Consider the following 22,618-nt stretch of genomic DNA (forward strand, 5'->3'; position numbering starts at 1 on the left):
TCTTTATTGTATGCATATTATCATATTTTTTCAAGTTATGAAATCACCACCTTAATTTAATATAAAAACTTGCGCAATCGATTGCATTAGGATTGGATTTAATTCAGATAGAGAAATTTGGAGAAAATGATAAATGTTGTATATTGAGGTCGAAATTTTTCTGAATGGAAATCAAAAACCCGCTTATTCTCACCTTATCGAAACTCATTTCGAACTTCTTCAACCCGTTGGTTTCTTTGGTAATGTACTTTTTTTATTACAGCTACCAGAATTATACTTGGGAAGAAGCGTCGAAAAAGTTTTTACCAATCCTGTTGTTACTGATTATTCCTGTAGCACTTTGGATTTACAGAAATGTAAAGAATGGAAATTACTCCAATATGGATGTCTCAAACCGCAAGCAGCGACATTCACTTTACATCTTCATCATTATGGCAACCGTCATTTTTTTAGCCGTCGATTTTTATTTACACCAAGAAATGGACTGGGCAATATTTATGCTCTGCATCTTACTGATTTTGATGCAGATCAGTAATTTCTTCATCAAAAGTTCAATGCACACAGGCCTTAACATTTATGTCGCAGCTTTGTTTTTCACCATAGAACCTGCGATTGGTATTTTCTGGTTTGGGTTATCATTAATCATCGGACTTACCAGAGTGATCCTGAAAAGACATACACCCAAAGAAGTCTTGTCTGGTGCAGCGATCGCCATTTTTGTATCTTTAATCTATCTCATAATGGTAAAAGCCATTATCTTCTAAACTATTTATCTTTATGATGTTACAAACTTTAACACCTTCTGAGGAAGACATAATGCAACTGATCTGGAACAAGGGAAAAATCTATTTCCGTGAACTGATGGATGTTTTTCCTGAACCGAAGCCACATCAAAACACCGTTTCAACCTTTCTGAAAATCTTGGTTGACAAACATTATCTCATTACAGAAAAACAAGGAAGGATCAACCTCTACGCGCCAGCTATCGGTTTCGAAGAGTATAAAAAATATGTACTGAAGCGATTTCTGGAAAATTATTTTGATCATTCAGGAAGTGAACTGTTGAAAGTTTTGGTTGAAGAAAAATATCTAGCACCCAAAGATTTTGAACAGTTTACAGAAACAAAGAGCAAAAAAAATTCTGTAAAAGTGAACAACGAAGAAGACAATCACATTCAGGAATTTATCAAAGAAATCACCAGCGATAAAAAGTCTAAAAAGAAAGATAAAAACGATAAGAAGAAAGCTAAGAAGAAGAACAAATAGGAAGTTAGAAATTCAGAACCTAGAAACAAAAGTTAACTCTCAAAACACAAATAAGATGAATCAAAAATTACACGAGATATTCGGGAAAGCGGGTTTTGCCTTTCGGCAATTTCCTTTGGTTTTATTGATGGCTTTGGCGGCTTCGGTTTGTCTGATGTTCATCGCTGAGGAAAATTTCCGTACGAGCGAGAAAGTTTTCACATTGACCAAACTCACGCTGGTCTCGTGTTTGGGAATCTCATTGATGTTCGGTTTGAAAATCCTTTCTCAAAGAATCGGAAAACAGCTTCTACTCGAATTTGGCGGAATTCTATTCCTGATTGGTTTTTATTTTCTTCTCCCAAAATTAGAAAAAGATTTCACGGAAGTTTATGCGTTTATGCTTGTTCCAACTTTCGTTTTATCGCATCTTTTTGTTTCATTTGCAGCATTTTTCAGGAAGAAAACCGAGATGGATTTTTGGCAATACAACAAGAATTTGTTCATCAATATTTTTCTGACTGCCGTTTTCACTGGCGTTTTGACTGGCGGTGTAGAACTGGCGATTGTTGCAGTGGACCAGCTTTTTGATTTTAATTTTAAAGATAAAATTTACCTCCGTGTTTTTTATTTTTTGGCCATATTTGGAAGCAGTCTTATCTTTTTATTATTCAATGAAAAAGGATTGCAATATTTGGAAAAAGAAGGAAGTTATCCGGTTGTTCTGAAATTCTTCACGCAATATATTCTCATTCCACTCCTTATAATATACGTTGTCATTTTATATTTCTATTCGGCGAAGATCCTGATCCATTGGGAATTGCCAAGAGGTTGGGTTTCTTACCTCGTCCTCGCCTACTCTGTGGTTGGGATTTTAGCACTATTACTTGTTCACCCACTGAAGGAAAACTCAGCCAAATCTTGGGTCAAGATGTTCTCCAAAATCTTTTATTTTACATTAATTCCTTTATTAATCTTACTGTTCACTGCCATTTTTACAAGGATTCTGGACTATGGTTACACGGAGCCGAGGTATTTTGTAGTTTTGCTTTCAGTTTGGCTGGCGTCGGTGGTTTTCTATTTTATCATTGATAAAAACGCGAGCATCAAATTCATTCCGACAAGCTTATTTGGTTTCGGTCTGTTTGCTTTGATTTTCCCCTTTCTCAATACCTTTTCTGTGGCGAAGAGAAGTCAGAAAAATCAATTGATGGAAATTTTAACTAAGCATAAATTATTAGATAAAAATCAAAAAATAGATTTTTCACAAAAAATTGCAGACAGTACGGCAACCGAAATTGCAAGCAAGTTTGGCTTTCTGGCAAAGAGAAACGAAGGCGCATCCTTATTACAATTAATTGACGTCAAAAAACAAAAAGAACTAGCAAAAAACATCAATGATTCTAACAACAGCTATTCGGTTTATTACAGTGCAAAGGACCAATTTTCGAACATTAAAAAAACCGACAGATCCACTTCTGATGGTGCGAGATTAGAACTGATTTCCAATCAGCAAATCATTAATGTCAGCGATTACGATTATGTTTTATACTTCAACCGGTACAATCACAGCAGCAAAACAATGGGCAATGATACATTTGAAATCTTCGACAGGATCACAGATGAAGAACCGCAACTGAAAGTGATTTTAAACTCTGATGAAGAAGCCGATTTTTCCGGATTGATCAAAGACCTCACCATCAAATATAAAGGAAAGACGGGCAAGATCAATCTCCCGGAAATGGCAGTGGAAGCCGATTTGGAAAATTACCACCTCAAAATAACCTTCGGAAATCTGATCATCAAAACGAGCAAGGACAACACTTCGCCAAGCATCGATTTTGAAAACGCTTATTTACTGATCAGGAAAAAGTAAAAGGCGCAAATTTTAAGCATAAAAAAAGAAGCGACCTAAAAAAATAGATCGCTTCTTTTATGCTGTTAAAGGATATTACCAACGGCCGCCTCCACCGCCTCCACGGTTTCCACCTCCATTGTTTCCACCACCGTAACCGCCTCCGCTGTTACCACCTCCGTAACCACCTCCACGGTTGTTATCAAAAGATCTTCTTGGTTTCTCTTCTCTTGGTCTAGCCTCGGTAACATTTAGTATTTTACCGTTAAATTCTTTCTGATTTAAAGCATCTAATGCTTGTTTTCCTTCTTCGTCTCCCATTTCTACGAAACCAAATCCTTTTGATCTCCCAGTGTCTCTGTCAGTAATAATTTTTGCAGAAGTTACTTCTCCAAATTCTTCGAATAATTCTTGCAACTGGTAATCCTTAGTTGCGTAATTGATGTTTGAAACAAAAATGTTCATTTTAAAAAAAAATTAAGTTAACTGTTGTTTTTTAATATTATATCAGGAAAAACAACAAAAGAAGATTATTGATTTCAAATATAATTGGGTGCAATTTACAATTATTTTCGAATAATGAGAAACTTTCAGATTTTTTTTAAAAAGAATTTCAAATTTCTTAATCCACCTCTATTCCTCGGCTTGCTTCCAGTATTCTAAACCAGTCTATTGCTTCTAAATCAATCAATAATGATGATTTTAATTGTCTAATCGTTTCTATTTTTGATGAGCCAATCACCGGAATGATTCTGGAAGGATGTTTCAGGATGAAGGCCAACAAGATTTGATTTTCATCAGCATTGTACTTTTGACAAAGTTCTTTCAAAATATGGGTGATGCGGATATTCTGATCGGTCTTTTCCGAGAAATAATTTCCCATCACAGACCACGCCATCGGTCTCAGGTTTTTCACCATCAACTGATCCAAAGTCCCATCGAAAAAAGAATCCAGATGATTGACAGAAATCTCCACCTGATTCGTCACCAATGGAACATCCTGATTCAGCAATTCAAACTGAGAATTGGAAAAATTACTGACACCAAATTCCTTTACTTTCCCTTCGGATTTTAAAATCTGGAAGACCTTAGCAATTTCTTCCGGATTCATCAATGGTGAGGGCCGGTGCAACAGCAAAAGATCCAGGTAGTCTGTCTTCAGGTGGGCGAGACTTTCATGCACACAATTCTGGATATAGCTGGAGTCATAATGATAGTATTTGAGTGGAGAAGGTTTTCTGTCAGAATTCATCACAATGCCGCACTTGGAGATCAATTGGATCTTCTCTCTGTCGATATTCATTGCTTTCCATGCTTTTCCGAAAAGTTCTTCTGTCGTGTGACCGCCATAGATATCGGCGTGATCAAACGTGGTGATCTGCTCTTCCAGACAAACTTCTATCAGTTCCTGTACTTTTCTTTCGGAATGATTGGCGCCCCAAACACCCCAACGCATCGTTCCTGCTATTAATTCTGAATACATTTTAGTAATTTTTTACAAATATATTATGTTAAACACAAAATACATTAATAAATTTGAAATTCAAAAAATTTATGTTTATGAAGAAAATAACGATTTTATTGATGATGAGTTGCGCTTTTGTGAATGCACAATTTACATCGCCAGGTAACGGTACCAGTTACACTTTAACAAGTCTTTCCACCGCGGCACCCAGTGTATTGGTGAAAAACGGAACAGATTACACACTGACGGCCGACCTTACGCTTTCTGCTACAGACCAATTGCTGATAGATGAAAACACCACCCTGAAAGTCAATCCCGGTGTTGCCATTTTTGTTTACGGCCAATACAAAACAACAGCTGCTAACTTTACCATTACAGCAAGTACAATAGGCAGCCCATACAGAGGTATCCGTTTTGAGGAAAGTTCTGTTGCAGAGATGAAAAATACGCGCGTAGAATACGGCGGCGGCGTGCGTGTACTTTCCAGCGCTCCATTTTTGATGGACAACTGTATCCTTTACAAAAACAACAACTCTGGCTCTACCAATCTTGCCAGCAGTGCAGCTTTGGCGATCTTCCAGGGATCAGGACACGTGGTGAAAAATTCTCAGTTTCTGGAAAACTCCAGAGCAGGCATCAACTCCGGAGCATCAGGAGCGGTTTCTATTGATATTATTAATAATTACTTCTACGGGAACAATACAGACAATGGGAATTACCCACAGATCAATATGGGACCTGCCGGCGTAGATTCTACTAGGGTTTTGAATAACAATATCATTGGAAACAGAACCATTACAAAATCTGGTGGCATTTCCGTTTCGGGCTTATTGGGCGGTGTCAACCGGTTCCGTGTACAGGGCAACATAGTGAAAGACAACCGTTACGGGATTACCCATCAAGGTGCAGGAAGCAGTGGCATCATCAGGAATAACATTATTGAAAATAACAATACGGAGAACAATCCAAACCTTGGAGGAAGCGGTATCTCTCTCACAGGAACACAAAAAGTGATTGTCCGAAACAACCAGATCCGAGGCAACCTTTGGGGAATAACCGTTTTGAGTAGTGCTGTGATAGATCTTGGAACCGCACAAGATCCCGGTGATAACATTTTCAGAAACAACAACAACGCTGGTAATACAGTTGCATTGTTCAACAACACCTCCAATGTTGTGAACGCCATAGGAAACTGCTGGAGAGAAAACGAACTTTCTACCGACACCATGGTACAGGCCGTCATCGGAAGTCTGAATCCTAACACCGTCAATTTTAAACCGTACAATTGCGCAGAAACTTTAGCCGTTTCTGATGTTTCAAAATCAAAAATAAACCTCTATCCAAACCCAAGCAAAAATCATTTCTTTCTGGAAACGGAGAACGCAGGCAACATCGTGATCCAGGATCTGAGCGGCAAAGTGGTGCATTCTGCCATCGTGAACAAAGGTAAAAATGACATCACTACCAACCTGCAGTCTGGTGTTTATATCATCACACAACAGTCCGAAGGGAAAAAATCCAACACAAAACTGATCATCCAATAAGTCCATTTGATTTCAATTCTTAAGAAAGCATCACAAATTTGTGGTGCTTTTTCCTTTGCCATATTTTCCGTAAATTTGAATGATGAAGATCTCTATCAAAAATATGGTTTGCGACCGATGTCTCTCCGCCGTTCAGGCTATTTTTGATGCACTCAAAATTGAGATTTCTGATATCAATCTCGGTGAAGTTGAAACCAAAAATCAGATTTCCGATGATGATTTGCAAAAGCTCAGTACCAGATTACGATCTACGGGATTCGAGATCCTCGAAGATTCTACAAAAAAGCAGATCGAGAAGATCAAAAACCTCATCATTCAGAAGATTTCGGAGGAAGATATTGAAGAATATTTTGTTTTGTCTGATTTTTTAAGTTCCGGACTGAATAAAGATTACAGTGCCATCTCCAAGCTTTTTTCTCAGAACGAAAACCTCACCTTAGAACAATATTGGATTCTCCAAAAAATGGAGAAAGTAAAAGAACTGCTGCTTTACAAAGAATTTAATTTGACAGAAATATCCTTGAAGCTTGGTTACAAAAGCGTTCAACATCTGTCGAATCAATTTAAGAAAATGACGGGCTTCGCTCCTACTCAATTTGTGCATTCAAAGGAAAAAAGAATTGCTCTGGACAAGGTTTAAGATATGGTTTATAAAAATGAATACAATTCATAGTTGAGATACACCAGTGTCCCAATGCTACGGAATCTCTTTGCAATATCCGGCATTAGCTCCGCCAAAGTCGGGAAGATCCTTGACCACCAATCCTGCACTAGCAATCTTATTTAAGAAAGTTTGTGAATTTTTGTGGTGAAAGATGACAGCAAAACGAGTTATATTTACTCTTACAAAAACTGATAGCAATGAAAAACATTTACCTTCTATTTCTACTGTGTCTATTCAATTTTATTTTCGGGCAAAACAAACAGTTTTTCTACGCATACAAATTTATACCAGATTCAACCAACAAAGCAGATGTCCGAACAGAAATGATGGTGCTGAATATCCAAAAAGAAAAATCCCAATTTTTTAGTTTTGAGAGGTATTCTATAGATTCTACAATGTTGGCAGAAAGCAAAAAAGGAATCTTGGTAATGCCTCCAGAAAAGGAAACAGTGAATGAATTTGTCACAAAACAAGCTAATTCTAACCAGATCGTTTACACCACATTTCTGATGTGGGACAAATATAAGGTGAAACAGGAAGTCCAATTGGACTGGAAGCTGACCAGTGAGTTTTCCAAAATCCTGAATTATGATGTCCAAAAAGCCACCACAGAATATGGAGGCAGAAAATGGACAGCTTGGTTTACGAAAGAAATTCCGATTCCGGATGGTCCTTATAAATTCAGAAATTTACCCGGTCTGATTCTGAAAATTGCAGACAGTCAAAACTATCATGTCTTCGAACTGAAAGGCATCAAGCCAGGTCAGGATCAATTTATTTATCCTGACCTTAATAATTACCGCGAATTTGAATTGAAGTACGATCAATTCGTCAAAAAAACCAAAAATTACCGTCAAAATCCCACCGCAGATCTGGTGGGGAGAATCCCTGACCAAACAGATTCTGAAGGAAAACACAGAACATCGGACGAAATCATCAGAGAACTGAATCAAAAAGCATTAGAAAGACTTGCCAAAGACAATAATCTGATTGAACTCAATCTTTTGAAATAGAAACACAAAACGCTATCTTCTACCCGTCAGCCGTGTCGTCATCTCACTGAATGATGCCCTTCTGGCAATCAATTTTATTTCACTATATATCAATACCTTAAATACATCTCAACAGTACTTTATAGATCAAAAATCACCTTAACAGTTTAAAATAGCCTGTCCACATAGTATATATTTCCATTAATTAACTATAAAATACCATCCTATTTTTTCTCAAATTTGCCCAGAATATATTTACACATAAAAAATCAATGGATAAAAAAAATATAGTAGCCATAGGTCTTGGAGGCGTGGGCGGATATTTCGGATTTAAGATCAATCAGTACAATGAGGGCGTGAATGGGTTCCATATTTCATTTGTTGCCAGAAATCAGACCCACGATATTGTAAGTAAAAACGGTTTAACGCTGCTTTCTCCGGAACATCCAAACAGCATTACAAAACCTAATGAAATCATCCAAAACATCTCGGAAATCAAAAATCCGGATCTCGTTCTCATTTGCGTGAAGGAATATGATTTGGAAAACGTGTGCAATCAGCTAAAAAACGTCCTGTCACCAGAAACCATTCTGCTTCCTCTGATGAACGGCGTTGATATCTACGACCGCGTCCGGAAAATCATTACGACCAATACCATTTTGCCAGCCTGCGTTTATGTGGCATCGCATATCAAAGAAAAAGGAATTGTAGAGCACAAAGGCAAAGCCGGAAAAATGATCTTCGGGAAAGATCCTGAGAATGAGGATAAAAACGTAGATTGGATCATTCAACTGATGAAGGATAGTGGCATCGACTTTGATTTTAAAGAAAATGCTTTTCCAGACATCTGGACCAAATTCATTTTCGTTGCCAGTTTCGGATTGGTCACGGCCAAGTATAATTCTTCTATCGGAACGGTTTGTATAGAAGAAACTCAGAAGCAGGAAGCAACAGAGATCATGAAAGAAGTAAAAGCCATTGCAGACAAAAAAGCGATTGGCCTTCCACACGACATCATCGAAAAAGCTTTTGAAAAAGCAGCCACTTTCCCACCCGACACGCCTACATCTCTGCAACTAGACATTAATGTAAAGCAGCAAAACAACGAACTGGAATTGTTTGCAGGCGCCATCATCCATTACGGAAAAACGTTGGGCATAGAAACCCCTTTCACGCAAAAAATACAGCAGGAAATCACCAATAAAATTGAGGAACTTAGTCTCTAAAATTTTTAAAACATCACCCATAGCCTTCAGGAAATTCTGGAGGCTATTTTTTTTAGTCCAATGATCTTGAAGCAACGTATAACATCTTTCCATTTATTTACAACAGCATCCATTCTATTTTTCAGAAATTTGCATTGTAAATTTGTACCACATGGAAGACCACACACATCATCAACACAACAGCCTTCATCCCAATCAAAGAATCTCCCCAAGTTCCGTCTACTATTGTCCGATGGAATGCGAGGGCGAGAAACTCTACTTCCAGCAAGGCAGATGTCCGGTCTGCAATATGTTCCTCGTTCCTATTGAAGAAAGGGAAGACCAACGAAACAAATCGAAAACCTACTCCAAAAACCATCTTCCCGAGAATTTCCCAGACCACATCGGCAACTATTACTGCCCAATGTTCTGCGAAGGTGATAAAGTCTATGATGAAAAAAGCGATTGCCCGGTTTGTCATATGCACCTGGAAGAGGTCACACAGGATTTGGTTCAAAATCATGAGTGGAATGTTAAAAGTTCAAAACCAGAAACTAAAAACTTAGAACTTGCAACTAAAAACCAAGGTAAGTACTACTGCCCGATGTTCTGCGAAGGCGACAAAGTCTATGATTCCAACGTCGGCTGTCCTGTCTGTGGAATGGATCTCGTAAAGATTCCTGAAAAGAAAGCCACAGAATATACCTGTCCAATGCATCCGGAAATTGTGCAGGACGAAGCAGGCGACTGCCCAATCTGCGGAATGGATCTTGTTCCAAAACCTTCCAAAAACAACGGCCACGAAGATGAAACTTATAACAACCTGAAAAGAAAGTTCTGGATTTCCGTTGCATTCTCCCTTCCTGTCTTCATTCTTTCGATGGGCGGGATGTGGATCCATTGGCCATTTTCTCATCAGGCCCAAGGGATTTTAGAACTTGCATTGTCACTTCCTGTTATTTTCTACGCGGGTTGGTTTATCCTGAAAAGAGGCTGGGTTTCTTTCAAAACTTGGAACCTCAATATGTTTTCATTGATCGCTTTGGGTGTTGCAGCAGCTTTGATCTTCAGTTTGCTTGCATTAATATCGCCCAATAGTCTTCCGCACGAATTGTCCCACGGCGGCGCTGTTCCACTCTATTTTGAGTCGGTTTGTGTCATTCTGACCTTGGTGATGATGGGACAGATGCTGGAAGCCAGAGCGCATCAAAGAACGGGAAAAGCCATAGAAGCTTTGATGAATCTCTCGCCAGACACCGCCAATTTGATCATTAATGGAAGTGAAAAAAAAGTCGCTTTATCTGAAATTAAAGTAAACGATATTTTACGAGTAAAACCAGGTGAAAAAATCCCTGCAGACGGAACCATCTCGAAAGGTAATTCCAATATAGACGAATCGATGATTACGGGAGAACCAATGCCTATCGAGAAAAAACCCGGAGACAAAGTGACCTCCGGAACCATCAACGGAAACGGATCTTTCCTGATGAAAACCGAAAAAATTGGCGAGGAAACCTTACTTTCCAAAATTATCAAAATGGTGAATGATGCCAGCAGAACCAAGGCGCCGATTCAAAAACTAGCAGACAAGATTTCTAAAATATTTGTTCCTACTGTGATTGCGATTTCGGTCCTGACTTTTATTCTCTGGTCGGTTTTCGGAGGCGAGAACAAGTTGATTTATGCTTTCGTGAATGCAGTCGCTGTTTTGATTGTCGCCTGTCCTTGCGCACTAGGTCTTGCAACGCCAATGAGTCTGATGGTCGGCATTGGAAAAGGTGCACAGAATGGAATTTTAATAAAAAACGCTGAAGCCTTGGAAGAAATGCATAAAATCAATGTGTTGATCACCGATAAAACAGGTACATTGACAGAAGGTAAACCCAGTCTAGACCATATCGAAACCTTGGACAACTCAGACCGGAATGAGATTCTGAAACTGGCAGCCTCACTCAATCAAAACTCTGAACATCCATTGTCCAATGCGGTACTGAATGACTTTAAAACTAAAAATTCAACGTATAAAACAGTTCAGAACTTTGAGAATATTTCCGGAAAAGGCGTGAAGGGAATCATTGATCAAGAAGAAATCCTGCTGGGAAATGAATCTTTATTAACACATTTCAACATCAATATACCTGAAAATTTAAAACAGAAAGTCACTCAAAAACAGAATGAAGCCAAAACCATCTCTTACCTTGCCAAAGGAGGAAAAGTTCTTGGATTTTTAAGTTTCTCGGATCGGATCAAAGCCACGTCAAAACAGGCGATCCAATTTCTTCAAAGCCAAAACATAGAAGTCATAATGATGACCGGTGATAATGAAAACACAGCAAAAGCAGTGGCGGCGGAACTTGGCATCAAAAACTACAAAGCCAATTGTCTGCCGGAAGATAAAATGAATGAGATCAAAAGACTGCAAAGCACTGGGAAAATAGTGGCTATGGCCGGAGACGGCATTAATGATGCGCCCGCTTTGGCCCAATCCAACATAGGCATAGCGATGGGAACAGGAACAGATGTAGCGATAGAAAGTGCCGAAATCACACTGCTGAAAGGCGACATTCTGGGCGTTGCAAAAGCAAAAATACTGAGTGAGAAATTACTCAGAAATATCAAAGAGAATCTGTTTTTTGCATTCATTTATAATGTTCTCGGCGTTCCGTTGGCTGCAGGATTGCTCTACCCTTTCTTCGGAATTTTGTTGAGCCCAATGATTGCAGCAGCAGCGATGAGTTTCAGTTCTGTCTCCGTCATCCTGAACTCTCTACGACTGAATCGTGCCAAATTGGATATTTAAAATTTTAACGCAAAGTCGCAAACTAATTCAATGTATGGCATTTGCGACTTTTTATTAAGTATCAAACTAATTCTCTTTTGCCTTTGCGCCAAACCAAAAAAAAATGACATCAGGAAAAATCCCGATGCCATTTCAAAACAAATATAAAACCTTAAAAATCGTCTCATTAAAAAGAAACGGTCAGCTTGCTGAAGACATATCTGCCGTTCTGTCCAAACTGAGCAGTAGATCTGGAGTAGATGAATTGATCGTTATTGGTAGAAGCTGTGACGTTCTTCGTAGGATAGATATCAAATAAGTTGTTGGTACCCAAAGTCAGGTTGAAGTTCTTGCTGATGTTATATCCTATGGACAGATCTGTGATAATCTTGTCAGAAACCAATTGGTGCTCGTTTAACAATGCAATACCATCATTATTCAAGTCAACACTATCTGCACCGTACACTTTTCCGTAATACGTATTTCGAAGATATACTGTAAAGTCATTCCAAGTCAAATTGTGGGACAAACTCGCTTTTATTTTAGGCACAGAGTCTTCCAGATACACTCTTGACTTCTCCCCGAAATAGGTATTCTCCAATCCAGCCTTTTTCAACAAATCTGAAGCGTGGATGTCACCTACTTTTTTGGTTCTGTTCAAGTTGATGGCAAAATCGTTATTCAGTTTCACAGCGCCCGTTCTGTAGTTATGGCTGATCACAACATCCAGTCCTTTCGTTTCTGTATCAATAGAATTGGCAAAAAACTGAGCAGCATTCACATTGTTTCTGTCCAGCTCATCTCTTACAGCCTGCAAGTTGGGGTTGGCCTGGATCTGAGCATTGGTAGGTCTTGCAAATTGATCCGTCAATACAATTCTGTCATCTATTCTGATGAAATAGGCATCAGCGGTAATATTCAAATTCAGGGACGGAATTTTATAGGTAAAACCGGCGCTGACTGATTTGGACGTTTCCTGTTTCAACTTATTGATTCCCAAACCTCTTGCAACAGCGGAGTCATTACTGAAAGTTCCTACTTCTACCAATGATGGTTGGGGATTTGGAATGTCTGGCGTTGCAGGAAGCGTTGTAAATAAAGTGGAAGTTGTATTGTAATAGATCTGATGAATAGACGGCGCACGGAAACCTGTAGATCCAGCGAATCTAAAGTTAAGATCATTTGAAAGCTTGATCCTGGAGGCCAATTTATAATTGAATGTCGAACCGAAATCAGAATAGTCCTCATACCTTAGCGCTGCATCTACCAAAAACCAATTGGTAAAATTAACCTCAACATCGGCATAGCCTGCGTACGAATTTCTATTTCTATCGGTGGCATTCTCCGCTCTGAAGCCCGAGAAAACCTGAGAACTACCCGCTAATGTGGCACCGAAGAAATCTGTAGGTTTCAAAGAATTGGGCGTCGTAGGCGTCTGTACATTTCCATTGATATCATAAGCCGTGTAGGAAGCTTCTTCGCCTGGTGTGATCTTGAAATTCTCGTGACGCTGCTCTGCTCCAAAAGCCACATTGATGCCCTGGAAGACATCAAACGATTTGCTGAAATCCAGATTAACGGTATTCTGCAAAAACTGCAATCCACCCGCTTTGAAAGAACTTGGAGAAGCAAAACGCAAACTCGTATTTCCTGTATTTTCAATCGTATAGTCAAAACTGTTTTGCCCGAAACTATTACTGAAATCTACATTCCAACCGTTCCATTTTCCTTTGATGCCAGCTGATAAAGACACATCCTGAATCTTTGTGTGGATCTCCGGCAAATAGCCATCAAGATATAAACCTGTAAACGTTCTGGCTTGGCTTGGTCTTCTGTAAAAACCACCCGATGCGCCATCTCTGATAGAGTAACCCCCGAAGGTATAGGCTTTCCAGTCATCGTTTAAGGGCACCTCAATGTTTGCAAACAACTGGTGATTGCTTAGTTTGGACTGTCCAACCTGCATGTTGAAGTCATTTCGCGTTTGCCCTCTGTAAGCCAATTCCTGATCCGTGAGAGCGTTTAGCTGAGCCGTCGAGAATGCAGATGTTTTAAGAACATTCTGTAATGCGGTAATACTATTTGCAGACTGAATATTGGATTGAAGTGTTGGCGAAATTGAATTAAAATAATTAACGCCTTGCGAATATTGATGAATCAGATTGACAAAATCCTGTTCACCAGCAGTACCTTTCAGGTTGTCTATATTGTTGAAATAAGAAGAAAGATTGACACCATTTTCAGCTGCTCTTTTTTCGATAGCGTTGTACGCGTTATAAATCGGCGCACTCTCTGTCCCTGCTCTTCTGGTGGGATCACGGAATTGGGATGACCAGGTTACATTAAAAAAGCCACCTTTGCTTCCGATTTTGTTTCCATAGTTCAAGTCCAGTTGGTACTGCTGTCCATCGTAGTTTCCGGTGTGGTCTTTGGCAGCTTTGGTCAGGTAACCGCCGTAATTCAGCTGTCCTGTTAACTTTCCTGTATCTCTTTTTAATTGAAGATTCATGACCCCTGCAATGGCGTCAGAACCATATTGGGCAGATGCACCATCTCTCAGAACCTCAATTCTGGAAAGTGCAAACGCTGGGATTGCATTAAGGTCTGTTCCTACGGTTCCTCTTCCGGGCGCTCCGTTGACATTGACAAGGGCAGAATTATGCCTTCTTTTTCCATTGATCAAAACCAAAGTCTGATCCGGACCAAGACCTCTCAACTGTGCAGGATCTGAATGATCCGACCCGTCTGCGTTGGTCTGGATTGTGGACGTAAAAGAAGGTGCAATGGTATTAAGAATTTGATTGATATTGGTTTGCGGCAAACTCTGCTGGATGTCTTTCAGATTGAAAACATCCACAGGAACGGGACTGTCAGCTTTTGACCGTCCGCCACTTCTGGATCCTACCAAAACCACTTCCTCGATCACTTTATCAGAGACAGAGTCTTTGACGGCTTTGCTTTCCTGAGCCTGCGCAAATGAAATCCCAGAAAAGAAGATCACCGCCGCTGTGAGGGCAATTCCTTTCCTTGAATTAATAATAGTTACTTGTTTCATATATTTAAAATTTTACGTTGATAAAGAAAAAACTTCTTCCAGATAAGTCTAGAAGAAGTTATATAAGGATGTGTTTTGGTCCAATAATAAAAACTTTTAAAACTTATCTTTCCTTTTTTCAAAGGCTGAATGCAACACCTTACCTTTCGGCAGGTTGTTAAGACGTCAACAGGTCAGATCCCTCGGTCTTTCTTAATAAGTATGACAGCAATTCGTAATCACACTGCAAAAGTAATTTCAATTGACTTATCAATCCAAATTTATTTCATACTAATTTGGTATGATAAATATCATAAACCTCCTTCATCGAACCCTACACCCTGATTTGATGCTGATTGGCACAGGAATTAGTCGTTATTTAAAATGAAAAATTCTAGAACAAAATACCACATTGGCTGCTCAGGATTCTATAGTACAAATTGGAGGAGTTCTCTTTATCCCGCAGATTCACAGAACAAAGATTTCCTGAAATTGTATTCTCATGCCTTTGATATTGTGGAAATTAACACCACATTTTACAGAAAACCTACGGTAAAAACTTTGCAGAAATGGGTAGATGAAACGCCCGATGCCTTCAAATTCTTCATTAAAATCCCAAAAACAATTTCTCATCAGAAACCATTTGAAAATAAAAAAGAAGACATTGAGGCATTCTGCCATGACATTCAATCTTATCTTGGGGAGAAACTGGCAGGATTTCTTTTTCAGTTTCCACCCTCGTTTCATCATACACCTCAAAATATGAAATGGCTTACAGACAATCTGACTGATGGCCATCTGACTGTGATAGAATTTCGTCATCGCTCTTGGTGGAATGGTGCCATTTTTAAAATCTTTAAAGACAAAAACTGGATCTTTAGCGGAACAAGCTTTCCTGGAAACTTACCTGAAGATGCCATCATTACGAATCCAAATGTTGGATATTATCGCCTGCACGGTAAACCAAAACTTTACAAATCAGCCTATTCAGAAGAATATTTGAAAGATCTTGCTGATAAGATGAAAGAAACAGGCAAGGAATTTTACATTCTATTCAACAACACCTGGGGAACGGCTGCGGTAGAAAATTCATTATATTTAAAGAAAATTTTGAAGTCAATGAAAAAACTAGTAGTACTTTCCGGAGCGGGAGTTTCTGCAGAAAGCGGCATTAGAACTTTTAGGGATTCCAATGGATTGTGGGAAAATCACAGAGTCGAAGATGTGGCTTCGCCAGAAGGTTTTGCCAGAGATCCGAAGTTGGTTTTGGATTTTTACAACGCCCGTAGAAAACAACTGAAAGAAGTAGAACCCAACGCGGCTCACAAATTGCTTGCAGAATTGGAGGATTTCTTTGATGTTCATATCATCACACAAAATGTGGATGACCTGCACGAGCGAGGTGGCTCTACCAAAATCATCCACCTTCACGGCGAACTGAAGAAGGTAAGATCTGTCAATCATGACAATGAAATTATGGATTGGGAAAATGACCTTCATTTGGGCGATCTTCATACAGACGGTTCTCAACTTCGTCCACATATCGTCTGGTTTGGCGAGATGGTTCCGGAAATGGATCGTGCGATTGCCATTGCGTCAGAAGCTGATTTGTTTTTAGTGATTGGAACTTCGATGCAGGTTTATCCTGCCGCTTCCGTCGTAAGATATGTTCCAAGTCATTGCGAAGTTTTCGTCATCGACCCAAATCTGGAAAATCCAAATTCATTAACCCGAAATGAGAATTATTTCAAAACCTCAGCCACGGAAGGCATGAAAAAATTAAATCAAATATTAATAGAAATATAAATAATGCAGGTAGAAATTAGAAAATTAACAGTTGATGATTATGATGAACTGGCAGAAGCCATGCAGAAAGCCTATCCGGAAATTGACGATAATGTCTGGAGCAAACGGAATATTCAGAAACTCACTTCCATATTTGCGGAAGGACAAATCTGTATTATGGTCGATGGAAAACTGGCAGCCGCTGCGTTATCAATTGTTGTTAATTACGAACTTTACAGCGATCAGCACACTTACAATGAGATCACAGGAAACGAATCTTTTAATACCCACAGCAATGTCGGGAATGTCCTTTATGGGATAGAAGTGTTTGTAGATCCAGATTTCCGAGCATTGAGACTGGGAAGAAGATTGTATGATGCGAGAAAAGAACTCTGCGAAATATTAAATTTAAAATCCATTATCGTTGGCGGAAGAATCCCGAATTATCACCTGTACAGTTCAGAACTGTCGCCCAGAGAATATATCACCAAAGTCAGAAACAAAGAGATCTTTGACCCAGTTCTCAGTTTCCAGATCGGAAATAACTTTTCACCCGTAAAAATACTAAAAGGTTATTTGAAAGGTGATACAGAATCCGAAGAATATGCAGTTCTCCTGCAATGGAACAACATCTATTACACAGCAAAAAAGAATACGATGCAGGACAGCGTCATCCGTCTGGGACTGATCCAATGGCAAATGCGTCCACTCAAAGATATTGAGGAGTTTTACAAACAAGTTGAGTTTTTCGTAGATGCTGTGGCTGGTTATCAGTCAGATTTCTGTCTGTTTCCAGAATTGTTCAACACACCTCTCCTCGCGCCTTTCAATCATTTGAACGAAAGAGAATCGATGGAAAAACTGTCTGAACTGACGGAGGAAATCAAAGAAAAAATCTCTGAAATGGCGATCAGTTACAACGTGAATATCATCTCAGGAAGTATGCCGATCTTCGAAGACGGAAAACTGTTCAACGTGAGTTATCTGCTGCACAGAGACGGCAAAATAGATGAGTACCGCAAAGTCCACATCACACCAAACGAAAAGAAATATTACGGAATGACGGGCGGCAATGAGATCAAAGTGTTCGATACAGATTGCGGAAAAGTGGGCGTGATCATTTGTTACGATGTCGAGTTTCCAGAATTGCCCAGATTATTGGCCGATCAGGGAATGAAGATCCTTTTTGTACCGTACCTCACAGATACCCAAAATGCTTACACGCGCGTGCGCCATTGTGCGGCAGCAAGAGCCATCGAGAATGAATGTTATGTGGCAATCGCCGGTTGCGTCGGGAATTTGCCAGGTGTCAATAATATGGATATCCAGTACGGCCAAGCCACGGTTTTCACACCTTCGGATTTTGCGTTTCCGTCCAATGCGATCAAGGGAGAAGCAACGCCAAATACCGAGATGACGATCATTGTGGATGTCGATTTGAACTTACTCAAAGAACTGCATTACAACGGCTCTGTGAAAACTTTGACAGACAGAAGACAGGACCTTTACGATGTGATCCTTCGAAATAAAAGTTAACATTTGGGCAGCTTTATCCGTCCTCCGTTCCCGCTTTTTCCTTTTTAGAAAAAAAAAGAAAAAGAGCTCCACTCAGGCCGGGCTGCAGATTCTACATGAAAAGACGATTAATTATGAATGAAGAGGTTCATTTAACATCAGTAAGATTTAATCATCTAAATTTGTATAAAATTATAAATAATGAAAAAAACGATTTTCCTAGCAGCGGGTTTATTATTTTCTGTGTCTTCCCACGCGCAGATTGGTGATCTTTTAAAAGCTGTTAAAGATAAAACTGGTGTAGACCTAAGCAACGTAAAAACAAAAACGACAACCAGCTCTAGAACTACGACGACATCAACAGGCAATCCCAATGTCAATCTTGGTAATCTCACTTCTGCACAAATCTCTACAGGTCTGAAAGAAGCCCTCAATCTGGGCGTAAAAGAAGGTGTCCAAAAATTAGGTGTTACAGATGGTTTCCTAAAAAATGAGGCCGTCAAAATCTTAATGCCAGAAAAATTAAGAAAAATAGACACTACTTTGAGAAGTATTGGTTTAGGAAGCTTGGCAGATCAAGGCGTGAAATTGCTCAACAGAGCGGCAGAAGATGCAGTAACAGAAGCAACGCCGATCTTTGCAAATGCCATTACATCAATGACGATTACGGATGCGAAAAACATCCTATTGGGAAGCAACAACGCTGCAACCAATTATCTTCAAAGCAAAACCCAGACACAGCTTTTCACGGCTTTCCAGCCAAAAGTACAAGCGTCATTAAGCAAAGTTGGAGCCGACACGGTTTGGAAAAATATGATTTCAAAATATAACACCTTCACCGGACAGGCTGTAACCACGGATCTTAACGAATATGTGACCAATGAAACCATCAATGGTGTTTTCAAAATGGTAGCCGAGAAAGAAACCGGCATCAGAAATAATTCTGTAATGAGAACTACTTCTATCCTACAGAAGGTTTTTGGAGCGGTTAAGAAATAAGTTTAGAAGTTAGATTTTAGAAGTTAGACGTTAGACGTTAGACGTTAGACGTTAGACGTTAGACGTTAGACGTTAGACGTTAGACGTTAGACAAAATTAAAGTCGCAAAGTGAAAACTGTGCGACTTTTTTATATTTTAATTCTTTAATCTTTTAATGATGATTTAAAACTGCATTTCAGGGATATCACCTTCAATGATCAATTCGGCTTCTGTGGCTTTGATGATATCTTCTACGGAAACACCTGGCGCTCTTTCCAGCAGTTTGAAACCTTTGTCCGTGACTTCCAAAACCGCTAATTCCGTCACTACTTTTTTGACACAATTCACACCTGTTAAAGGCAACGTACAATTCCTTAAAATCTTGGATTCTCCAGCTTTGTTCACGTGCATCATGGCAACGATGATATTTTCTGCGGAAGCCACAAGATCCATTGCGCCACCCATTCCTTTCACCATTTTTCCGGGGATTTTCCAATTGGCAATATCACCGTTCTCCGAAACTTCCATTGCACCAAGAATCGTCAAATCCACTTTTTGGCTTCTGATCATCCCAAAACTGAAAGCGGAATCAAAAAAAGATCCACCGGGAAGGATTGTGATCGTCTGTTTTCCGGCATTGATCAAGTCGGCATCTTCCTCACCTTCGAAAGGAAAAGGTCCCATCCCGAGAACACCATTCTCACTTTGGAATTCTACCGAAATGTCTTCTGGGACGTAGTTTGCCACCAGTGTTGGAATTCCAATCCCAAGGTTAACGTACATTCTGTCCTTCACTTCTTTGGATATCCTTTGTGCAATTTGTTCTTTTGTAAGCATAGTAAAATCTTATGCTGCAATATATATAAATTCCGTTTCATACAGAAATGCTATCATCGCGATCTATATTATTTTCTAAATCAATCAGATTTATATCAGTATTTTTGCATCAATTATTATGAAGACATTATTACATTATCTGAAACCGCACAAATGGCTGCTTTTCACATCATTATTTTTAGCAACCATCAATCAGGTTTTTTCTTTGTTCAGTCCAGCTATTACCGGTAATATTCTGGATCAACTGGTAACACATCCCAACTTTTTTGATAAAGAAAAACTTGTTCCCAGAAACCTCAATCAGTTTTTATACGGCACCGATATCTACCACGGTGTATTTTACTTTTTAGGCTTGTTGATAGGAACTGCGATGATCAGCAGGATTGCCAAAGCATTTCAGGATTACACAGTGAATGTGATTACGCAGAAGTTTGGCGCCAATATTTTTACAGACGGTCTGCAGCATTCTATGGCTTTGCCTTATCAGGAATTTGAAGACCAGAGAAGTGGCGAGACTTTATCCATTTTGACGAAGGTAAGAGAAGATTCGGTAAAGTTTATTACCAATTTTATCAATGTCTTTTTTGGGATCCTGGTCAGCATTATTTTCGTTTCGGTTTACGCCGTGAGATTGCATTGGTCTATTATGCCGGTTTATATTGTCGGCATTTTCCTGATTGCCTTTGTGACCAATTTATTAAGTAAAAGAATCAAAACCATTCAGAAAACCATTGTGACAGAAACCACAAGTCTGGCAGGAAGCACGACGGAAAGTCTGAGAAATATCGAAATCGTCAAAAGTCTTGGTTTAACGAAACAGGAAGTCAGACGACTGAATAACAACACTTATAAAATCCTCGGACTTGAACTGAAGAAAGTCAAAAGCATTCGCTCATTAAGTTTCATCCAGGGAACGATGGTCAATTTTCTTCAGCAATTGATTACGCTGACGCTTTTGTATCTGATTTTCAGAAACATCGTGACGCCGGGACAATATCTGTCATTGATGTTCTACGGCTTCTTCATTTTCGGGCCGATGCAGGAGATTGGAAACATCATTATTTCTTACCGAGAAGCCGAAGCCTCCTTGAAAAACTTCGATAACCTGATGAAAAAACCTGTGGAAGAAAAACCTTTGACACCGAAACAAATTGGTGCGATTGAGGAACTGGAATTCAGACACGTTTCTTTCAAGCATCAATCGGCGCAGTATAAGGCGTTGAATAACATTTCATTTGATGTCAAAAATGGCGAAACGATTGCGTTTGTTGGACCAAGTGGTTCCGGGAAAAGTACGTTGGTAAAACTTTTGGTTGGACTTTACCGTGCTCAGGAAGGGAATATTTTTTATAATGAAATCAATGGAAAAGAAGTTGATTTTGATGAATTGAGAAATCAAATTGGATTTGTGACACAAGACACACAACTTTTTGCAGGAACCATCCGAGAAAATCTTCTCTTCGTAAATCCTGATGCCACTGAAGCAGACATACAGTTGGCTCTGAAAAAAGCAAGTTGCACAGGCTTATTGGAACGCGCGGAAAAAGGAATCGAAACCGTGATTGGCGAAGGTGGATTGAAATTAAGCGGTGGTGAAAAACAAAGAATTGCCATTGCCAGAGCCTTATTGAGAAAACCACATCTCTTGATTTTTGATGAAGCTACTTCTGCTTTGGACAGTATCACGGAGGAAGAAATCACAACAACCATCAAAGATATTTCTGAACAAAAAGAACAAATCACCGTTCTCATTGCCCACCGATTGAGCACCATCATGCACGCCGACAGAATCTATGTTTTGGAACGCGGACAAGTCATAGAAATGGGTTCTCACGACAATCTGATTGCCGAAAAAGGTTTGTATTATGCCATGTGGAGACAGCAGATTGGGGAGAGGAAAATTAAATAGGTATTTACATTGAATTGACTATATTTAAATATTATATTAAATTTTATCAAAAAAAAGTAAAAAAAATAATGAAAAATATACTATTAATTATTTTTTTGCAAGTTTTTGCAATAATTAAATCTCAATCTATTCACGATAAAATATTTAATGATATTATAATGATAGAAAATGGTGATGTAATTTCAAATGGGAAAGATTATATGCTTAGATTTCCTATCGACGCAAAAAAAGAAAGTTTAATAATTTTAAATAATGATCCTAATCTTCCTGCAAAAATTTTCTTCAATAAAGAATCTTTTTTAGAAAAACAAAATAAAATCATTCTCATAACACCAGATTGGGAGTATTTAAAAAGTATCTGGGAATCTGATAAAAGAACTGGCTATCATTCTGATCCCGTAAATCAAAGGAAATTTTATCAAATTGATCGAATTAAAAATACAGTTGATAGTATAACTATAGTTGAAGAATATTTAGTAAAACCTAATACTTATAATTTTTCACAAGGTTTTCCAAAAGATTCAAACCCAATATATGCGGAAGAATGTAATGACAAAATAAAAAATACTATAAAATTTAAGAGCCTGTTTAAATTTTATTCAATAAATTTTTTAAAGCGGATAATTTGACCATGTTTTCTGAATTTTCCATCAGGAGTTCATAATTCCGACACAATCTTCTATCATTATCAAACCAAGCGAAAGTTCTCTCAATAATCCATCTTTTGGAAATAGGCTTAAAATCTTTTTTCTTTCCATCGTTTCTCATCACCACATTTATTAGATAACCAAACTTATTTTTTACCTGTTC

At 38.8% G+C, this 22,618-nt stretch carries 18 protein-coding genes, 1 pseudogene and 1 riboswitch; of the genes and pseudogenes, 14 read left to right on the plus strand and 5 right to left on the minus strand.

What is annotated here, in order from left to right; all coding sequences use genetic code 11:
* Positions 1-164 precede the first annotated feature (164 nt).
* From F564_RS0109345 to F564_RS19025, 3 genes are read left to right on the plus strand one after another with little or no spacing between them, the layout of a single operon-like run.
* Positions 165-764 (plus strand): phosphatase PAP2 family protein, encoded by a 600-nt coding sequence (locus F564_RS0109345; RefSeq protein WP_028122415.1) that lies wholly within the window; start codon positions 165-167, stop codon positions 762-764.
* 13 nt (positions 765-777) lie between these two features.
* Positions 778-1,266 (plus strand): BlaI/MecI/CopY family transcriptional regulator, encoded by a 489-nt coding sequence (locus F564_RS19020; RefSeq protein ID WP_051259627.1) that lies wholly within the window; start codon positions 778-780, stop codon positions 1,264-1,266.
* A 55-nt stretch (positions 1,267-1,321) separates the two neighbouring features.
* Positions 1,322-3,121, plus strand: a complete 1,800-nt coding sequence (locus F564_RS19025; RefSeq protein WP_028122416.1) for a DUF4153 domain-containing protein — start codon at positions 1,322-1,324, stop codon at positions 3,119-3,121.
* 75 nt (positions 3,122-3,196) lie between these two features.
* Here the strand turns inward: F564_RS19025 and F564_RS0109360 are convergent, their stop codons facing one another.
* A complete protein-coding gene (locus F564_RS0109360) occupies positions 3,197-3,565 on the minus strand; it encodes an RNA recognition motif domain-containing protein (protein WP_028122417.1) in 369 nt (122 codons plus the stop codon).
* 157 nt (positions 3,566-3,722) lie between these two features.
* The gene (locus F564_RS0109365) at positions 3,723-4,583 is read right to left on the minus strand and encodes an aldo/keto reductase (RefSeq protein WP_028122418.1); all 861 of its coding nucleotides are present in this window, start codon (positions 4,581-4,583) and stop codon (positions 3,723-3,725) included.
* Between the two features lie 77 nt (positions 4,584-4,660).
* On the opposite strand from F564_RS0109365, the gene F564_RS0109370 reads away from it, so the two are divergent.
* From F564_RS0109370 to F564_RS19030, 5 genes are all read left to right on the plus strand, one after another.
* The gene (locus F564_RS0109370; protein WP_028122419.1) at positions 4,661-6,109 is read left to right on the plus strand and encodes a right-handed parallel beta-helix repeat-containing protein; all 1,449 of its coding nucleotides are present in this window, start codon (positions 4,661-4,663) and stop codon (positions 6,107-6,109) included.
* A 79-nt stretch (positions 6,110-6,188) separates the two neighbouring features.
* Complete coding sequence (locus F564_RS0109375) at positions 6,189-6,749, plus strand: helix-turn-helix domain-containing protein (protein WP_228373887.1); 561 nt, start codon at positions 6,189-6,191, stop codon at positions 6,747-6,749.
* 221 nt (positions 6,750-6,970) lie between these two features.
* Positions 6,971-7,786, plus strand: coding sequence for a GLPGLI family protein (locus tag F564_RS0109385; RefSeq protein ID WP_028122421.1), 816 nt, complete (start codon positions 6,971-6,973; stop codon positions 7,784-7,786).
* Between the two features lie 251 nt (positions 7,787-8,037).
* Complete coding sequence (locus F564_RS0109390) at positions 8,038-8,991, plus strand: ketopantoate reductase family protein (protein ID WP_028122422.1); 954 nt, start codon at positions 8,038-8,040, stop codon at positions 8,989-8,991.
* Between the two features lie 151 nt (positions 8,992-9,142).
* Positions 9,143-11,770 carry a copper-transporting P-type ATPase gene (locus F564_RS19030; protein WP_034981219.1) on the plus strand — a complete coding sequence of 876 codons (2,628 nt, stop codon included), beginning with the start codon at positions 9,143-9,145 and terminating at the stop codon, positions 11,768-11,770.
* Positions 11,771-11,936: 166 nt separating this feature from the next.
* Here F564_RS19030 and F564_RS0109405 read toward each other — a convergent pair whose 3' ends face one another.
* The gene (locus F564_RS0109405) at positions 11,937-14,804 is read right to left on the minus strand and encodes a TonB-dependent receptor plug domain-containing protein (RefSeq protein WP_028122423.1); all 2,868 of its coding nucleotides are present in this window, start codon (positions 14,802-14,804) and stop codon (positions 11,937-11,939) included.
* 100 nt (positions 14,805-14,904) lie between these two features.
* Positions 14,905-15,006, minus strand: a riboswitch (SAM riboswitch).
* Positions 15,007-15,167: 161 nt separating this feature from the next.
* Between F564_RS0109405 and F564_RS20855 the strand changes: the two are divergent.
* The 4 genes and pseudogenes from F564_RS20855 to F564_RS0109425 all read left to right on the plus strand — a co-directional run.
* Positions 15,168-15,878, plus strand: a pseudogene (locus tag F564_RS20855) (DUF72 domain-containing protein); the annotation flags it as partial.
* A 24-nt stretch (positions 15,879-15,902) separates the two neighbouring features.
* Entirely contained in the window at positions 15,903-16,589 is a 687-nt protein-coding gene (locus F564_RS20860; protein WP_034981241.1) for an SIR2 family NAD-dependent protein deacylase, read from the plus strand.
* Between the two features lie 3 nt (positions 16,590-16,592).
* The gene (locus F564_RS0109420) at positions 16,593-18,104 is read left to right on the plus strand and encodes a carbon-nitrogen hydrolase family protein (RefSeq protein WP_028122424.1); all 1,512 of its coding nucleotides are present in this window, start codon (positions 16,593-16,595) and stop codon (positions 18,102-18,104) included.
* A 180-nt stretch (positions 18,105-18,284) separates the two neighbouring features.
* On the plus strand, positions 18,285-19,082 hold the full coding sequence (locus F564_RS0109425) for a DUF4197 domain-containing protein (RefSeq protein WP_034981223.1): 798 nt from the start codon (positions 18,285-18,287) through the stop codon (positions 19,080-19,082).
* 163 nt (positions 19,083-19,245) lie between these two features.
* Here F564_RS0109425 and F564_RS0109430 read toward each other — a convergent pair whose 3' ends face one another.
* Positions 19,246-19,899 carry a CoA transferase subunit B gene (locus tag F564_RS0109430; RefSeq protein ID WP_028122426.1) on the minus strand — a complete coding sequence of 218 codons (654 nt, stop codon included), beginning with the start codon at positions 19,897-19,899 and terminating at the stop codon, positions 19,246-19,248.
* 118 nt (positions 19,900-20,017) lie between these two features.
* On the opposite strand from F564_RS0109430, the gene F564_RS0109435 reads away from it, so the two are divergent.
* On the plus strand, positions 20,018-21,808 hold the full coding sequence (locus F564_RS0109435) for an ABC transporter ATP-binding protein (RefSeq protein WP_028122427.1): 1,791 nt from the start codon (positions 20,018-20,020) through the stop codon (positions 21,806-21,808).
* A gap of 68 nt (positions 21,809-21,876) precedes the next feature.
* Complete coding sequence (locus tag F564_RS0109440) at positions 21,877-22,437, plus strand: hypothetical protein (RefSeq protein ID WP_154656842.1); 561 nt, start codon at positions 21,877-21,879, stop codon at positions 22,435-22,437.
* Here F564_RS0109440 and F564_RS0109445 read toward each other — a convergent pair.
* Positions 22,397-22,618 (minus strand): transposase (locus tag F564_RS0109445; RefSeq protein ID WP_028122429.1); only part of this gene is annotated, 222 nt, incomplete at its 5' end. The two genes, F564_RS0109440 and F564_RS0109445, sit on opposite strands and share 41 nt — an antisense overlap.

The sequence above is a fragment of the Epilithonimonas tenax DSM 16811 genome (assembly GCF_000428485.1).
GTDB classification, from domain to species: Bacteria; Bacteroidota; Bacteroidia; order Flavobacteriales; family Weeksellaceae; genus Epilithonimonas; species Epilithonimonas tenax.

What these genes read in the sequence shown, in the direction of transcription:
- F564_RS0109345 (WP_028122415.1), top strand. Translation starts at nt 165, where the DNA reads ATGGAAATCAAAAACCCGCTTATTCTCACCTTATCGAAACTCATTTCG.
- F564_RS19020 (WP_051259627.1), top strand. Translation starts at nt 778, where the DNA reads ATGATGTTACAAACTTTAACACCTTCTGAGGAAGACATAATGCAACTG.
- F564_RS19025 (WP_028122416.1), top strand. Translation starts at nt 1,322, where the DNA reads ATGAATCAAAAATTACACGAGATATTCGGGAAAGCGGGTTTTGCCTTT.
- F564_RS0109360 (WP_028122417.1), bottom strand. Translation starts at nt 3,565, where the DNA reads ATGAACATTTTTGTTTCAAACATCAATTACGCAACTAAGGATTACCAG.
- F564_RS0109365 (WP_028122418.1), bottom strand. Translation starts at nt 4,583, where the DNA reads ATGTATTCAGAATTAATAGCAGGAACGATGCGTTGGGGTGTTTGGGGC.
- F564_RS0109370 (WP_028122419.1), top strand. Translation starts at nt 4,661, where the DNA reads ATGAAGAAAATAACGATTTTATTGATGATGAGTTGCGCTTTTGTGAAT.
- F564_RS0109375 (WP_228373887.1), top strand. Translation starts at nt 6,189, where the DNA reads ATGATGAAGATCTCTATCAAAAATATGGTTTGCGACCGATGTCTCTCC.
- F564_RS0109385 (WP_028122421.1), top strand. Translation starts at nt 6,971, where the DNA reads ATGAAAAACATTTACCTTCTATTTCTACTGTGTCTATTCAATTTTATT.
- F564_RS0109390 (WP_028122422.1), top strand. Translation starts at nt 8,038, where the DNA reads ATGGATAAAAAAAATATAGTAGCCATAGGTCTTGGAGGCGTGGGCGGA.
- F564_RS19030 (WP_034981219.1), top strand. Translation starts at nt 9,143, where the DNA reads ATGGAAGACCACACACATCATCAACACAACAGCCTTCATCCCAATCAA.
- F564_RS0109405 (WP_028122423.1), bottom strand. Translation starts at nt 14,804, where the DNA reads ATGAAACAAGTAACTATTATTAATTCAAGGAAAGGAATTGCCCTCACA.
- F564_RS20860 (WP_034981241.1), top strand. Translation starts at nt 15,903, where the DNA reads ATGAAAAAACTAGTAGTACTTTCCGGAGCGGGAGTTTCTGCAGAAAGC.
- F564_RS0109420 (WP_028122424.1), top strand. Translation starts at nt 16,593, where the DNA reads ATGCAGGTAGAAATTAGAAAATTAACAGTTGATGATTATGATGAACTG.
- F564_RS0109425 (WP_034981223.1), top strand. Translation starts at nt 18,285, where the DNA reads ATGAAAAAAACGATTTTCCTAGCAGCGGGTTTATTATTTTCTGTGTCT.
- F564_RS0109430 (WP_028122426.1), bottom strand. Translation starts at nt 19,899, where the DNA reads ATGCTTACAAAAGAACAAATTGCACAAAGGATATCCAAAGAAGTGAAG.
- F564_RS0109435 (WP_028122427.1), top strand. Translation starts at nt 20,018, where the DNA reads ATGAAGACATTATTACATTATCTGAAACCGCACAAATGGCTGCTTTTC.
- F564_RS0109440 (WP_154656842.1), top strand. Translation starts at nt 21,877, where the DNA reads ATGAAAAATATACTATTAATTATTTTTTTGCAAGTTTTTGCAATAATT.